At 70.6% G+C, this 14,441-nt stretch carries 12 protein-coding genes and 1 tRNA gene; 6 read left to right on the top strand and 7 right to left on the bottom strand.

The window, feature by feature from the left end:
• Positions 1-145: 145 nt before the first annotated feature.
• Positions 146-1,411: a glycosyl hydrolase family 18 protein gene (locus tag DFR72_RS04735; RefSeq protein ID WP_211335302.1), complete on the top strand. Its 1,266-nt coding sequence runs from the start codon at positions 146-148 to the stop codon at positions 1,409-1,411.
• On the opposite strand, the gene DFR72_RS04740 is transcribed toward DFR72_RS04735, so the two are convergent.
• Both DFR72_RS04740 and DFR72_RS04745 read right to left on the bottom strand, forming a co-directional pair.
• Positions 1,304-1,711: a DMT family transporter gene (locus DFR72_RS04740; RefSeq protein WP_090063860.1), complete on the bottom strand. Its 408-nt coding sequence runs from the start codon at positions 1,709-1,711 to the stop codon at positions 1,304-1,306. The two genes, DFR72_RS04735 and DFR72_RS04740, sit on opposite strands and share 108 nt — an antisense overlap.
• On the bottom strand, positions 1,711-2,025 hold the full coding sequence (locus DFR72_RS04745) for a DMT family transporter (RefSeq protein WP_090063859.1): 315 nt from the start codon (positions 2,023-2,025) through the stop codon (positions 1,711-1,713). The genes DFR72_RS04740 and DFR72_RS04745 overlap by 1 nt, the downstream gene beginning before the upstream one ends.
• 51 nt (positions 2,026-2,076) lie before the next feature.
• On the opposite strand from DFR72_RS04745, the gene DFR72_RS04750 reads away from it, so the two are divergent.
• The gene (locus DFR72_RS04750; RefSeq protein ID WP_090063858.1) at positions 2,077-2,949 is read left to right on the top strand and encodes a 5'-nucleotidase; all 873 of its coding nucleotides are present in this window, start codon (positions 2,077-2,079) and stop codon (positions 2,947-2,949) included.
• A gap of 13 nt (positions 2,950-2,962) precedes the next feature.
• Positions 2,963-3,562: a GNAT family N-acetyltransferase gene (locus DFR72_RS04755; protein ID WP_090063857.1), complete on the top strand. Its 600-nt coding sequence runs from the start codon at positions 2,963-2,965 to the stop codon at positions 3,560-3,562.
• A 20-nt stretch (positions 3,563-3,582) separates the two neighbouring features.
• Here the strand turns inward: DFR72_RS04755 and DFR72_RS04760 are convergent, their stop codons facing one another.
• From DFR72_RS04760 to DFR72_RS45355, 3 genes are all read right to left on the bottom strand, one after another.
• A complete protein-coding gene (locus DFR72_RS04760) occupies positions 3,583-9,048 on the bottom strand; it encodes an ATP-binding protein (protein ID WP_090063856.1) in 5,466 nt (1,821 codons plus the stop codon).
• A 276-nt stretch (positions 9,049-9,324) separates the two neighbouring features.
• The gene (locus tag DFR72_RS04765; RefSeq protein WP_090063855.1) at positions 9,325-9,816 is read right to left on the bottom strand and encodes a Gmad2 immunoglobulin-like domain-containing protein; all 492 of its coding nucleotides are present in this window, start codon (positions 9,814-9,816) and stop codon (positions 9,325-9,327) included.
• 76 nt (positions 9,817-9,892) lie between these two features.
• Positions 9,893-9,976: transfer RNA gene (locus DFR72_RS45355), tRNA-Tyr, on the bottom strand.
• 222 nt (positions 9,977-10,198) lie between these two features.
• On the opposite strand from DFR72_RS45355, the gene DFR72_RS04770 reads away from it, so the two are divergent.
• The 3 genes from DFR72_RS04770 to DFR72_RS04780 are packed head-to-tail and all read left to right on the top strand — an operon-like array spanning position 10,199 to position 13,532.
• A complete protein-coding gene (locus DFR72_RS04770) occupies positions 10,199-12,763 on the top strand; it encodes an ATP-binding protein (protein ID WP_090063854.1) in 2,565 nt (854 codons plus the stop codon).
• A gap of 49 nt (positions 12,764-12,812) precedes the next feature.
• Positions 12,813-13,094: a hypothetical protein gene (locus tag DFR72_RS04775; RefSeq protein WP_211335303.1), complete on the top strand. Its 282-nt coding sequence runs from the start codon at positions 12,813-12,815 to the stop codon at positions 13,092-13,094.
• Positions 13,095-13,103: 9 nt separating this feature from the next.
• Complete coding sequence (locus DFR72_RS04780) at positions 13,104-13,532, top strand: DUF4383 domain-containing protein (RefSeq protein ID WP_090063852.1); 429 nt, start codon at positions 13,104-13,106, stop codon at positions 13,530-13,532.
• A 20-nt stretch (positions 13,533-13,552) separates the two neighbouring features.
• Here DFR72_RS04780 and DFR72_RS04785 read toward each other — a convergent pair whose 3' ends face one another.
• Together DFR72_RS04785 and DFR72_RS04790 are read right to left on the bottom strand one after the other, a co-directional pair.
• Positions 13,553-14,026: a TspO/MBR family protein gene (locus DFR72_RS04785; RefSeq protein ID WP_090064508.1), complete on the bottom strand. Its 474-nt coding sequence runs from the start codon at positions 14,024-14,026 to the stop codon at positions 13,553-13,555.
• Between the two features lie 17 nt (positions 14,027-14,043).
• Positions 14,044-14,331 (bottom strand): hypothetical protein, encoded by a 288-nt coding sequence (locus DFR72_RS04790; protein WP_090063851.1) that lies wholly within the window; start codon positions 14,329-14,331, stop codon positions 14,044-14,046.
• Positions 14,332-14,441 lie beyond the last annotated feature (110 nt).

Consider the following 14,441-nt stretch of genomic DNA (forward strand, 5'->3'; position numbering starts at 1 on the left):
GATCTTCCCGCAACCGGTCTAGACCACTAACGTCGCGGTGGGCGCTCGACGAAGTGGAAGGCCTCTCCCTGCAATGCGTTCATTCCGCTCACGCCTCGGTGCCGCCGGCCTAGCGCTGGCCGCCGCCGCGGCGACATTGACAGTCATGGCGCCTGCCGCGCAGGCCGCCTACCCCGCCGGGTTCAAGAGCGTCGGCTACATGCCGTCGTGGGCCGGCAACGTCAGCACGCTCCCGTACAACAAGCTGACGCACATCAACTACTCGTTCGTGCTGCCGAACTCCAACGGCACGCTCCAGGGCGTGCCGGACCCCGGCAAGCTGCAGCAGCTGGTGAGCCTCGGCCACCAGAACGGCGTCAAGGTCTCGATCGCGGTCGGCGGCTGGAACGACGGCAACGACGACAACTTCGAGATCCTCGCGGCCAGCGCCAACGGTCGCACGACGTTCGTCAACGCACTGATCAACCTGGTCAGCCAGTACAACCTCGACGGCGTCGACATGGACTGGGAGTACCCGGATCCGGGCGTCGAGGGCGACAACTACACGCTGCTGATGCGCCAGCTGGGCGACCAGCTGCACAGCCGCGGCAAGCTGCTCACGGCCGCGGTCGTCAGTGAGGGCGGCACGGCGAACGGCGTGCAGCCCGCGGTGTTCGGCATCGTCGACTGGCTGAACATCATGGCCTACGACGGCGGCAGCCCGCACGCGAACTACGACTGGTCGATCGCTTCCGTCAACTTCTGGAAGAACCGCGGACTGCCGGCGAGCAAGGCCGTCCTCGGTGTGCCGTTCTACAGCCGGCCGACCTACATCTCCTACCGCGACCTCGTCGCGCAGGACCCGGCCAACGCCAACCGCGACACCTACAACGGCAACTCCTACAACGGCCTTCCGACGATCCGTCGCAAGACCCAGTGGGCGCTGGCCAACGCGGGCGGCATCATGAACTGGGAGCTCTCCCAGGACACGACCGGCAGCACCAGCCTGCTCAACGCCATCTGGGAGACCGCCGGCGGCGGCACCCCGAACCCGCCCACCGGTGGCACCCTCACCGGGTTCGGCGGCAAGTGCGTGGACGTGGCCGCGGCGAGCTCCGCCAACGGCACCGCGATCCAGCTCTACACCTGCAACGGCACCAACGCCCAGAAGTGGACTCGCAACGGAGCCACGTTGCGCGCCTTGGGCAAGTGCCTGGACGCGTCCGGCACCGCCAACGGCGCGGTGACCCAGTTGTGGGACTGCACGGGTGCGGGCAACCAGCAGTGGACCGCCGAGGCCAACGGCCAGCTGCGCAACGCGGGGTCAGGACGTTGTCTCGACGCCACCGGGAACAGCTCCGCCGACGGCACCAGGCTTCAGCTCTGGGACTGCGCCGGAACCGCGAACCAGCGGTGGACCCTCAACGCCTGATCCTCCTGACTTCAGGAACTTCAGGCCGATGACGCAGGCGATGATCCCGGTGAGGAACACGATCTTCCACGCGGAGACCGCTTCCTCACCGGTGATCATCGCCCACGTCACGGTCAGGGCGGCACCGGTGCCGACCCACACCGCGTACGCGGTCCCGACCGGAATTCGTTTCATGCCAACGGAAAGCCCGACCATGCTCAGCGTCGCGGCGATCAAGAAGAGCACGTAGGCCCCTTGGGACAACGCCGTCGCCCACACCGCTTCGAGCACGGCGCTGGCCAGCAACACGGCCCAGTACATCAGCTCACCACCTTCAGGCCCGCGACGCAGCCGATCAACGCGACGAGCAGCAACGCCCTGGCCACCCCGAGCTTCTCCTCACCGCGCAGCACCGCGACGAGCACCGTGAGCACGGCCCCCACGCCGACCCACACCGCGTACGCCGTGCCGACCGGGATCTCCCGCATCGCCCACGCGAGCCCGACGACGCTCAGCGTCATGGACACGGCGAACACCACCACCGGCCACGGCCGGCGGAAACCCTTCGACGCCGCGAGCGCCGTGGCCCACACGGCCTCCAGCACCCCGGAGGCCACCAGCACAACCCAGTACATTGGTACGACCGTACCAGAAAAGCGGGGACCGGGCCGCTACGATCCCGTGATGTGGCTCCCAGCCTGGAGAACCTGCTGGTCGTAGGCGTCGCGTCGAGCGCCTTGTTCGACCTCGAGCAGTCCGACGCCGTCTTCACGACCGAGGGCGAACAGGCCTACCGCACCTACCAGGAAGCACACCTCGACGAACCGTTCGCCGCCGGAGTCGCGTTCCCGTTCCTCCGCCGCCTGCTGCGCCTCAACGCGCTGGCACCGCTGGTCGAGGTGATCGTGCTGTCGCGCAACTCCCCCGACACGGGCCTGCGCATCCTCCGCTCCGCCGCGCACCACGGCCTCGGGATCACCCGCGCGATCTTCACCGAGGGCCGCGCACCGCACGAGTTCATGCCGGCGCTGAACATGTCGTTGTTCCTGTCCGCCAACGAGAACGACGTCCGCAAGGCGACCCTCGCCGGCCTCCCGGCGGGCCAGGTGCTCAAGTCGTCGTTCCAGGACGACGACGATCCGGCACTGCGGATCGCGTTCGACTTCGACGGCGTCCTGGCCGGCGACGCGTCCGAGCGGATCTACCAGAGCGGCGGCCTCGACCAGTTCCAGCGGCACGAGGCCACGAACGTCGTCACACCACTGGATCCCGGTCCGCTGAGGAACTTCCTCGCGGGCGTGAACCGGATCCAGCGCCAAGCCGAGGACCGCATCCGGGTCTCGGTGGTGACCGCGCGGTCCGCTCCCGCCCACGAGCGCGCGATCAACAGCCTCAAGGCGTGGGGCCTCACGGTGAACGACGCGTTCTTCCTGGGTGGCTTGGAGAAGGCGCCGATCCTGGACGTGCTCAAGCCGCACATCTTCTTCGACGACCAGCGCGGGCACCTGGTCCAGACGGTGCCGTGCGTGCACGTGCCGTTCGGCGTGACGAACGAGTGATCGGAAGCGACCGATGCCGCACCTCGTGAGCCCTGCCCTGCCCGCGGGTTCTCTGCGCGTCCTCGAACAACCGCGCCTCGTCGTGGACGATCGCACGACGTTGCGGCCCTGGCGGGACGGTGACGCGGAGACCGTGATGGCGGCCTTCGACTGCGCCGACATCCAGCGGTGGCACGTGCGGCGCATGGACTCCCCCGCCGAGGCCCGTGCGTGGATCTCGGCCTGGGCGATGCGCTGGGACGAGGAAACCGACGCCAGCTGGGCGATCGTCGACGGCGGCGACCGGCCGATCGGCCAGGCAGGTCTGCGCACCGTCTCCTTGTTCGAGGCGACGGCGGGCCTGTCGTACTGGGTGCTGCCTGCCGCGCGCGGTGCCGGTGTCGCCGTGCGCGCCACACAGGCCTTGACCCGGTGGGCTTTCGGCGTGGCCGGCCTGCACAGGCTCGCTCTGGATCATTCGACGGCCAACCCGGCGTCGTGCCGGGTCGCCACCAAACTCGGCTTCGGCGTCGAGGGCACGGCACGTGGCGTCGCACGTCACGCGGACGGCTGGCACGACATGCATCTGCACGCCCGCCTGCGAACGGACGAAGCCCGGCCATCCAGCGGATGACCGGGCTTCGTCACTGAGAACTAGTTCGCGAGACCGTCCTCGATCGCCTTGATGATCGCCGGCCGCAGCTCAGCGGCCGAGATGATCGCGTCGACCGCCCCGACCTCGACCGCGCGCTGCACGCTGTGCACCCGGTCGAACTCGGCGGCCATCTCGTTCAGCTTCTCGGTCCGCACCGACTGCCGCGTCGAGGTCAGCTCGGCGGTGAGGGCCGAGCGCTCGGCACCGGAGGCCTCGGCCACCGCGGACTCCAGCTTCTTCACGCGCGGGTCGTTGGCCGTGCGGCCGTCCACCTCACGGGCGAACACCACGGCCGCGGCGGGTGCGCCGCCGATGACCGAGGCGAACGAGCCCTCGACCGCGAGCACCGTCATGGACGGGTTCAGGGCCTTGGAGAAGACCACGAACGCGCCGCCGTGGTACCGCGAGATCACGGTGAACACGATGGGGCCCCGGAAGTTGACGATCGCGCGGCCGATCTCGGCGCCGTACTCCAGCTGCAGTTCCCGCATGGACTCCGGTGAGCCGTCGAAGCCGGACAGGTTCGCCAGCACGACCAAAGGCCTGTTGCCGGAGGCCGCGTTGATCGCGCGGGCCGCCTTCTTCGACGACTTCGGGAACAACGTGCCGGCGGTGTAGGTGTCCGGGCCGTCGGTGGGCGGGAAGCCGGTGCGGGCGACACCGCGCGACTCGACGCCCAGCAGCGTCACCGGGATGCCGCCGAGGTGCACGTCCTGGACGACGGCGGTGTCGGCGTCGGCCATGCCGGCCCAGCGCTCCAGCACCTCGTGGTCCTGGTCGGACAGGGCGCGCATGACCGTGCGGATGTCGAACGGCTTCTTGCGGTCCGGGTTGGACTCGATCGAGAAGATCTCGCCGACGGTGTTGAACGGGCTGTCCCCCACCACGTGCGGGTACGACGACACGTCACGGGACGACGGGTCCGAAGTGGACACCCGGCGCGGACCGGTCTCGCCCGGCGCGACGTAGCTGTGCTCGTAGTGACCGAGCAGCACGTCGAACGCCGACCGCAGGTTCGGGGCCCAGTACTGCGCCTGGCCGTTCGGGCCCATGACGCGGTCGTAGCCGCCGATGCCGTAGTTGTCCTCGGCCGAGACGCCACCGGAGAAGTCGAGCGCCTGCTTGCCGGTCAGCACCATCGCCGAGTCCGGGGTCATGACCAGGATGCCCTTGGTGTGCATGAGCATCGTGGCCTCGGCGTTCCAGTACGGCTGGGCGCCGACGTTGATGCCGTTGACGACGACGTTGATCTCGCCACCGTCCTGCGTGAACTCGACGATCCGCTTCAGCGCCGCGGCCACCCAGTCCATGTTCTCGACACCGGAGCTCATCGAGATCTTCGCGCCGGACGACAGCGAGAACCACTCCAGCGGAACGGAGAGCTCCTCGGCGAGGTCGATGGCGTGGATCACCCGCGAGCACTCGGGCTCGGCCAGCGCGCCCAGCGACTTCGTCGGGTCGCCGAGCAGCACCACGCGCTTCATGCCCTCGGGGTACGCGGGCGTCGGCGTGGTCACGACACCGACGACGATGCCGGCCTTGTTGCCGCCGCGCGGGCGGTCGACCGGCACCAGCGCACCGTCGACGAGGTCGTGCTCCACGAACGACCCGCCGTCGCCGACGAGCATCTCGACCAGCTCGTACGGGTAGATCGTGCCACGCGACTGGGCGCGCAGGACGTTCTGGCGGTAGTCGTCCAGCGGCTGGATCGCGTCCGTCGGCGGCTGCACGAACGAGAACCGCACACCGGAACCGGCGTCGTTCGCGATCCGCACCGCGATGTCGGAGACGTCACCGGACGCGGGGTCCCTGCGGCGCGCCAGGAACAGGACCTCCTCGAGGTCCAGGCCGGCGGTCGTCGGCAGGACGCGCTGAGCGACCGCGTCCAGGTCCTTCGACCCGAGCTCGGTGGGCGGCCACGCGTAGAGCACCACGCGGTTCGTGGCCAGGCGGGTGCGGCCACCGGCCTGCGCGCGAGCCCTGCGGATGCCGTCCAGGCAGGTCGCCAGGACGTCCTCGGCGGCGGGCAGGGCCACGATCCGGCCCTCGTCGTCGCGCAACGGCGTCAGGTCGCGGACCTGGCCCAGCGCGACGAGGCGCTCGTCGGACTTGTTCGCCTTGGCGACCGCGCGGAACAGGTAGACGTCCTCGTCCACCGAGGACAGCCGGGTGAGGTCGAACTCCCGCAGCCGCTCCAGCTGCATGCGTTCGGCGATGCGCGGGTGCAGCCCGCGCACCAGCCTCTCCTCCGCGAACCCGTTGGACGACGGGCGGAACGTGAAGTGGTGGTGCATCGACTCGCCGCGGCGGCCCGCCACCGTGGTGGTGATGCGGGTGATCGTCGGCGGCAGCTGGTGCGCGGCGAGCGCGGCACCGAGGCCGGCGGCCATCTCGTCCTGGTCGGACGGTCCGCCGGGCCAGTTGACGTAGAGGTCCGCGACGACAGCGCTTCCGGTGCCGTGCTTGACGACGTCACCGATGGCGTCGGTCAGCGACGGGAACTCCACCGCGGTCGAGATGAGACGGGTCTGCTCCGGCTCGTTCTCCGCGATGAAGAACGCGCCGTGCACGCGCGGGTTCTCCAGCGCCTTCTTGGTGTAGTAGCGGCGGGCCAGCACCTCCAGCAGCGGGGTGTTGTCCGCGCCGGGCTTGCCGATGCGCTGGCCGAGCAGGCGCACCAGCGGTTCGGCCGACGCCACCATCGCGACGATCCGGTCCTCGCGGTCCGCCGCCTGCGGCTGCGCGTCGAGGTGGATCAGGTGCTTGCGGACCTCGCTGTGCACGCGGGCGCGGTTGCGGCGCACCAGCGGCTGGGCGAACCAGGTGAACACGACGCTGCGGGCGAGGTCGGCCACCGCCGGGTAGCGGACCTGCGTCGCGGCGACGATGTGCTCCAGCACCAGGCCGATCCGGACCTGCTCCGACTCGACCGGCGGCGCCTCCTGCACCCACTGGCGCAGCAGGGTCGTCGCGACGGCCGCGTCGAACACACCGCGGCGCAGCGCCACGAAGATCCGGAAGACGGCCTGCTCCAGCTCGGGCGTGCGGTCGAGCTCGGTGATGCCGTAGTGGCCGATCACGTTCTGCAGGCGGGCGCGGAAGCCCTCCGGCAGCCCCGCACGGTCGGCGTCGAGCGTCTTGAGGTACGTGTGGAAGTGCTCGCGCGGGGAGTGGATGTGGTTCTCCGGCTTGGAGTCCTCACCGGCGGGACGGTTGCGCGAGAGGTCGCACAGGTCGGCGAAGATGCCGAGCAGCTCGGCCTCCAGGACCAGCGGACGCTCCGGCAGGTCGCCCCGCGCGTCCATGTAGTTCTTCAGCACCCGCTCGGTGTCGGCGGCGGTGGTGTCGAAGCCCAGCAACAGGTTGCGCAGGTCGTCGATGCCGCTCGCGACGAGCTCCTCCGGCCGGACGTCCGTGCGCGGCGCGGGCAGTTCCAGCTCGACCGACGACTCGGACCTCTGCTCCTCGACGGCGCCGTCCTCGTCCTCGACCTCCTCCAGTTTGAGCAACGCGCCACCGGCGGGCACCTGGGTGCCGACGACGACGTTCAGCTCCCGGAGGCGTGCGCGGAACGGCGCGCGCAGCACCGTCTCCATCTTCATCGCCTCGAGCACCAGGACCGGAGCCCCGGCCTCGACCTCGTCGCCGACCGCGAGCGGCGTGGCGACGACGAGCGCGGGCATCGGCGAGCGCAGGACACCGCCCTCGTCACGGGTGACGCGGTGGGTGACCCCGTCCACCTCCACCTGGTGGACCGGGCCGTGCGTGCCGGTGACGACGCGGAACCGCGCGCCGTTGACGGTGATCTGGCCGACGTGGTGGTCGAACCGCTCGACGTCGACGTCAGCGGTCAGCACGGTCTCGGAGTCGGCGGGGGCCACACCGACGCGGTAGCTCGTGGCGCCGACGCGGGCGACGGTCACGACGTACGGCTGGCCGCGCAGCACGAACTCCAGCTTGACCGCGCCCTCGTGGTTCGTGCGCGGCTGGCCGCCACGCGCGGACGCCAGCAGCGCGGTGCGGTTGATCTGCTCCTCGTCCTCGTACACCTCGATACCGGCGGCCGCCAGGGCGATCGCGGAGTGGCGGTGCGAGATCAGGCCGCCCTCGGCGCGGACGCGGTCGATCCACGAGGTGTCGGCGGAGCCGTCGATCACGGCGGGCTCGTCGAGCAGGTCGAGCACGAAGCTCTTGTTGGTCGTGCCGCCCTCGATGATGACGGTCGTCTCGGCCATGGCGCGGCGCAGCTTGCCCAGCGCCTCGTCGCGGGTGCGGCCGTACGCGATGATCTTCGCGATCATCGAGTCGAAGTCGGCGGGGATCTGCGAGCCCTCGGCCACACCGGTGTCGACGCGGATGCCGGGGCCGGCGGGCAGCTCCAGCCGAACGATCGTGCCGGGGCACGGCGCGAAGTCGCGGTCCGGGTCCTCGGCGTTCAGGCGGGCCTCGACGGCGTGACCGAGCTCGACGGGCTTGGAGCCCTCCAGCCTGCCGCCACCCGCGACGTGCAGCTGCGCCTTGACCAGGTCGAAGCTGGTGGTGATCTCGGTGATCGGGTGCTCGACCTGCAGGCGGGTGTTGACCTCGAGGAACGCGAAGAGCTTCTCGCCGGGGTGGTAGAGGAACTCGACGGTGCACGCGCCGCGGTAGCCCACCGCGTTCGCGAGCCGCTCCGCCGACGTCTTCAGCTCGTCGACCTGGTGCTGTTGCAGCACGCAGGAGGCCGACTCCTCGATGATCTTCTGGTTGCGCCGCTGCACCGAGCAGTCGCGGACGCCGAGCGCCCACGCCGTGCCCTGGCCGTCGGCGATGACCTGCACCTCGACGTGCCGGGCGCCGGTGACCAGGCGCTCCAGGAACATCACGCCGGAGCCGAACGCGCGCTCGGCCTCCATGCTGGTGCGGTCGAAGTTCTCTTCCATCTCAGCCGGTGAGGTGATCTTGCGGATTCCCCGGCCGCCACCACCGGCGGTCGCCTTGAGCATCAGCGGGTAGGTGACCTCCTCGGCCACCTTCAGGGCGTGCTCGAGGTTCTCGACGGCACCGCGCGACCACGGCGCGACCGGGACGCCGACCTCCTCGGCGATCAGCTTCGAGCCGATCTTGTCGCCGAGCTTGCGCATGGCCTCGGCGGACGGGCCGACGAACGTGACGCCGACCTTCTCGCACAGTTCCGCGAACTCGGGGATCTCGGCGACGAAGCCCCAGCCGACCCACGCGGCGTCGGCCTTCGTCTCGACCAGCGCCTTCTCCAGCACCTGCAGGTTCAGGTACGGACGGTCCGCCGCCAGGCCGAGGTTGTAGGCGAGGTCGGCTTCCCGGACGAAGGGCGCGGACTTGTCGACATCGGTGAACAGGGCGACGGTCTCGATCCGTTCCCCTGACTCCGCGGCGAGTTCACGGACGGCGTGGATCAGCCGCATTGCGGCTTCCCCGCGGTTGACGATCGCTACACGACTGAACAACGACTTCTCTCCTCGCGGACAGACAACCTCAGCGGCAGTCGCCGCCCAATCGATGTACACACTCTCGTCTACTACCCGGTAACAAAACCGCTGGAGCGGAACGAGTTGAGCAGCGTGCTTTGTATGAAACCAACAAGGCACCAGGTCCTCGGCACAGCTTCACTTGAGCCCGTGTCCCAACTCACGACGAGGGGTGTCGGCGCCGTCACAGAGGTGTTCTGACCGAAAGAAGGCGGGTCCTCCCCTCGTCCGCGTCGAGGGGAGGACCCGTCGGGCTCAGGACTGCGGGATCCGGATCACGCTCCCAGGGGTGATCACGTTGGGGTTCGTGATGACGTGCGGGTTGGCCCGCACCAGGCGCGGGTAGAGGTTGCCGGAGCCGTAGAACTGCGTCGCGATGCCCCACAGCGTGTCGCCGGGCTTGACCTCGTACTCCTGGTAGACGCGGTAGCCGGGCACGATCCGCGGCCCGTACACGACCGGCACGATGATCTTGTCGAGCTCGGCGCCGTCCTTGGGCGAGACCCAGAACACCTCGACGAAGAGCCGGTCGAGCGCGAACGCCGCACCCGACACGTCGACCTGCACCTGGAACTGGCCGTGGCCGCCGGTCCCGTCTCCGGCCGTGAACCCGCCCACGACCTCGTCGTGACCCTCGTGGATGCGGTAGTTGAACTGCGCCTCGAACGCGCCGCCCGCGGTGCCGGCGATGTGGACGTGGCTCCCGACCAGGCCCTGCGGCCGGGGCTGCTGGATGTCGATGGACATGTTTCCCCTTCCTCCACCAGTAGGTCGTGGCGAGGCAGGCGGTCGTTGCCGGGGGTCACCCCGCTGGCGCAACGGCTGGTGGTGGAGGTCGGAGTCGAACCGACTCTGCGCGAGGCTCCCGTTTTACAGACGGGCGGGGCTCCACAGCCCCCTCTCCACCATTGTTCGAGCACACGAAAAAGCCGCCCCCACCCGTTCTCACGGTGAGGGCGGCTCTCGACGCCGACGAGGCCTTACGGCATCACGACGGAGAGCCTGAGCTGGGCGGATAGCTGCGATAGCGGCGCATGCGGGCTACCTTGCCGGAGCGTCCGCGCGGCGGTCAACCATTTATCTCCGCATTCGTGGGAAACGTGGTCACGCGACGGAGCGATATCCAGGCGTGAAGGTCGTGGGGCGTGCCCGTGAACTCGCTGCGGCACGGTCGTGGCTGGCGGCGGAGACCGGACGGCTGGTGCTCTGCGGCGGCGAGCCGGGCATCGGCAAGACGAGGCTGGCCCAGGAACTGGCCGGGCACGCGCTCGCGCTCGGCCGGGAGGTCGTGTGGGGGCATTGCGTCGAGACCGAGGGCGCACCCGCGTTCTGGCCGTGGCGGCAGGTGCTGAAGGCGGCCGGTGCCGATCCCGACCACGTGCTCGCGCACGACGCCGAGGTGCCGCAGGACAGGTTCCGGGTGTTCGACGCGATCGCGTCCGCACTGGACCGCGACGGCCTGGTGATCGTCGTCGAGGACGTCCACTGGGCCGACGAGGCGTCGCTGCTCGTGCTCGCCCACCTCGCCACCCACCTGCGCGGCGTGCTGCTGTTCGCGACCTTCCGCGACCCGTGCCCGGCGGTCGCGGACCTCATGCGCTCGGCCGACCGGATCGACCTGCACGGGCTGTCCGCCGACGAGGTCGCCGAACTGGCCGGCGCCGAGCACGCGGCCACGATCACGGAGCTGACCAGCGGAAACCCGTTGTTCGTCACGGAGATCGCCCGTGCGGTCGAGGACGGCACGTGGCGCGCGGACCAACCGCCGCGCAGCGTCCGCGACATCGTCACCGCCCGTCTCACCCGGCTCTCCCCCGCCGCCCGCGAGCTGATCAGGACGGCGGCGCTGATCGGCCGCGACTTCGACCTCGACCTCGCCGAGGCGGCCTCCGGAGTGCCCATCAGTGCGCTGGACGAGGCGGCGACGCTGATCGACGCGACCGGGCACCGGTTCGTGCACGCCCTGACCAGGGACGCGGTCGAGGCCGCGCTCACCCCGGCCGAACGCCGCGCGCTGCACCGCCGGATCGCCGGGGCGATGGCGGACAGCACGCGCTACGCGGACGTCGCCCGGCACTGGAACGCCTGCGGTGCGACGCAGGAAGCCCGCACGTGGACGATCCGCGCGGCACGGGACGCGGTGAAGCGGCTCGCCTACGAGGAGGGCGCACGCCTCTACCGGGCCGCGGCGGCTCTCGAGGACAGCCACGAGGTCCAGGTGGCGCTGGGCCGGGCCGCCTACTTCGCCGGGGACCTCGCGGGGTGCGTCCAGGCCGCCCAGCGCGCCGCCGAACTGGCCGGCACCGCAGAGGAGATCGCGGAGGCCGCACTGGTGCTCGAGGCCGCACCCGGCGCGGGCGTCAACGCGATCGCGACCCCGTTGTGCGACAACGCTCTTCGCCACGACGTCAGCCCGCCCACGCGCGCCCGGCTGCTCGCCCAGCGCAGCCACCTCGCGTTCTACCGCGGCGAGCAGCACCGGCTCGACGAGCTCAGCCGGGAGGCACTGCGCCTGGCACGGGGTGACGACCGCGCGCTCGCGGAGGCGTTGCACGCCAGGCAGGAGGCGTGTCCCGGGCCGGCGGGCCGGGCCGAACGACTCGGCCTCGCCACCGAGATGATCGCCCTCGCCCACCGCACGCACAGTCCGCGCGGTGCGATGTGGGGTTCGCTGTGGCGCATCCACGCGCTGGTCGAGAGCGGCGAACTCGCTGCCGCGCAGGAGGAGCTGCCGGCGCTGAAGCTCGCCTGCGAACGCGTCGGCGGCCAGGTCCCGTTGTGGCACCTCGACGTCGTGACGGCGTGCATCGCCCAGGCACAGGGCCGTTTCGCGGAGGCCCAGGAGGTGGGGCGGCGGGGTTACGACCGGATGCGGGTGATCGAGCGCGAACCGGCGTCGGGCGCCTACTTCGCCCTGCAGTGCGGGCTTTCCTGCCACCTCGGCCCCACCGAGGACGGCCTGGCGCTGGCCCGCCACTTCCACGACCCGCCGCCGCGGTTCCGGCTGATGTCGAAGCTCACGCGGGCGTTCCTGTTGCTGCGCGCGGGTCTGCGCGACGAGGCCCTGGAGTTCTACCGGCGCTCCGGCCCGGTCGCCGAGTGGGACCTGCCCGCGTTCTTCGTGCTGCCCGGGCTGGTCGACGCCGTCCTGGTGACGGCGGGGCTGGGCCTGACCGGCGACCTGCGCGTGATCCTGCCCCGGCTCGCGGAGTTCCGCGGCGAGCACGCGGCCGGCAACGGCGTCGCGTACATGGGCCCGGTGACCCTCGCGCTGGGGCGTGGTCACCTGGCGCTCGGCGAGCACGAGCAGGCCGTCACCGACCTCACCGCCGCCGTGGACGAGGCCTCCCGGGCGGGCGCCCCGGCGTTCGCCGCCGAGGCCCGCTGGCACCTCGCGGCGGCGTTGCGCGCCCTGGGCCGCGAGGCCGACGCCGTGCAGCGCGCCGCCGACCGGGCGATCCGCGCGCTGGGCATGACGGCGTTCACCACGACAGAGCTGAGCAGCCGCGAGCACGAGGTCGCGACGCTGGTCACCGAGGGACTGACGAACCGGCAGATCGCGCGCCGGCTGGTGATCTCCGAACGGACCGCCCAGAACCACGTCCAGCACGTCCTCACCAAGCTCGGCTTCAGCACCCGCAGCCAGATCGCGGCGTGGATGAGTACCGCACCGAGTACTCCGGCGGATGGCTGACCAGCGCGAACTTCCTACCTTGGGAGCCACACCGACCGAGGAGGACCTCATGTGGCTCACCATCGCGACCCCGCCCACCCAGTCCCTCGACCAGCTCGACCGGATGATGGGCGCGGTCGACCCCGACGGCCTGCGCGCCCGCTACGCCTGCCGCGCCGACGGGGAGTTCCGGATCATCGCCGTGTGGGAGAGCAAGGACCACGCGGACCGCTTCTTCCGCGAGGTGCTCGGCCCCGTCCTGGCCCGCGTGCTCGGCCCCGAACCGGCCGGAGCGCCCTCAACGACCGGCATGGAGGTGCTGCGGGAGTTCATCCCGGCCGTCACCGGGTAGCCACCGCACATGCGACCAGTACAAACGGCAGCCTCAGCGGTCGGCGCGGCGTTCCTGCTCGTCGGTGTGCTCGGCTTCATCCCGGGCATCACCACACACTACGACGAGCTGAGCTTCGCCGGCCACTCCGGCGCGCTCCTGTTCGGCCTCTTCGCCGTGTCCGTGCTGCACAACCTCGTGCACCTGTTGTTCGGAGTCCTCGGCCTGCTCGCCGCGAAGCGGTCCCAGTTCGCCCGCGTGTTCCTGGTGGCGGGCGGTGGCGTCTACGTGTTCCTGTGGGTCTACGGCTCGGCCATCGGCGAGCACACCGGCGCGAACTTCCTGCCCGTCAACACGGCCGACAACTGGCTGCACCTCGGCCTCGGCGCGGGCATGATCGTGCTCGGGGTGGCCACGACCGCGGTCGAACGCTCGCGCAGCGACTCGCCCGTCAACTGAGGCCCGTCAGTCGAGGCCTGTCAGTTGAGGACGGCGATCGACAGGTTCAGGGCCGCCGCGAAGCTCACCCAGCCCAGGTAGGGCACGAGGAGCAGGCCGGCGGCCTTGCTGCGCCGGGAGAAGACCACGATCACCGCGACGATCGCGAGCCACAGCACCAGGATCTCGGCGAACGCCACCCAGAACCACCCGAGCCCGAAGAACAACGGCGTCCAGGCCGCGTTCAGCACGAGCTGCACGCCGAACAGCGTCAGCTCACGCCGCGTCGCCCCGGCCCGCCACGCCAGCCACCCGGCGACCGCGATCATCACGTAGAGCAGCGTCCACACCGGACCGAACAGCCACGGGGGCGGCGCCCAGGAGGGCTGCTCCAGCGCCGTGTACGTCGACCCGGCGGACACGGAGAACAGCGACCCCACCACGGCGGTCACCAGCACCGCTCCCGCGAACAGGCCGAGAGCGCGGAGCGGATGGCGTTCGGATACCAGCGTCATGCCCAGGTGATACCCGTTCACGAGCCCTGCAAAGCACGGACGATCCCGAGCACGGCGGCGCGGCTCGGCCGCACCCGCTCGGCGGCGCCGAGGAGGCTGATCTCGTCGGCCAGCACGGCCTCGCGGATCTCGGCGTCCCGGCCGGGCAGTTCGGCCCGCAGCGCCTCGACCAGCCGTGACCGCAGCGCCCGGCCCAGCGGGTCGTCGGACGGCAGCAACCGCCAATGCTCGCGCAGCACCCGCTCCGCCACGTCCTCACCACCGGCCGCCCAGAGCAGGCGGATCATCCGGTCGGCGAGGCCCATGGGAACAAAGGTAATACCCGGGTCCGAGACCGGCTCATTACCTTCGACCACGAATCTTCCGCAATCGGGAAACGCTCGCGAAGCCCCATTCCGACACACGATTCGCTACA

It is taken from the genome of Lentzea flaviverrucosa (assembly GCF_003350445.1).
Classification (GTDB): domain Bacteria; phylum Actinomycetota; class Actinomycetes; order Mycobacteriales; family Pseudonocardiaceae; genus Lentzea; species Lentzea californiensis.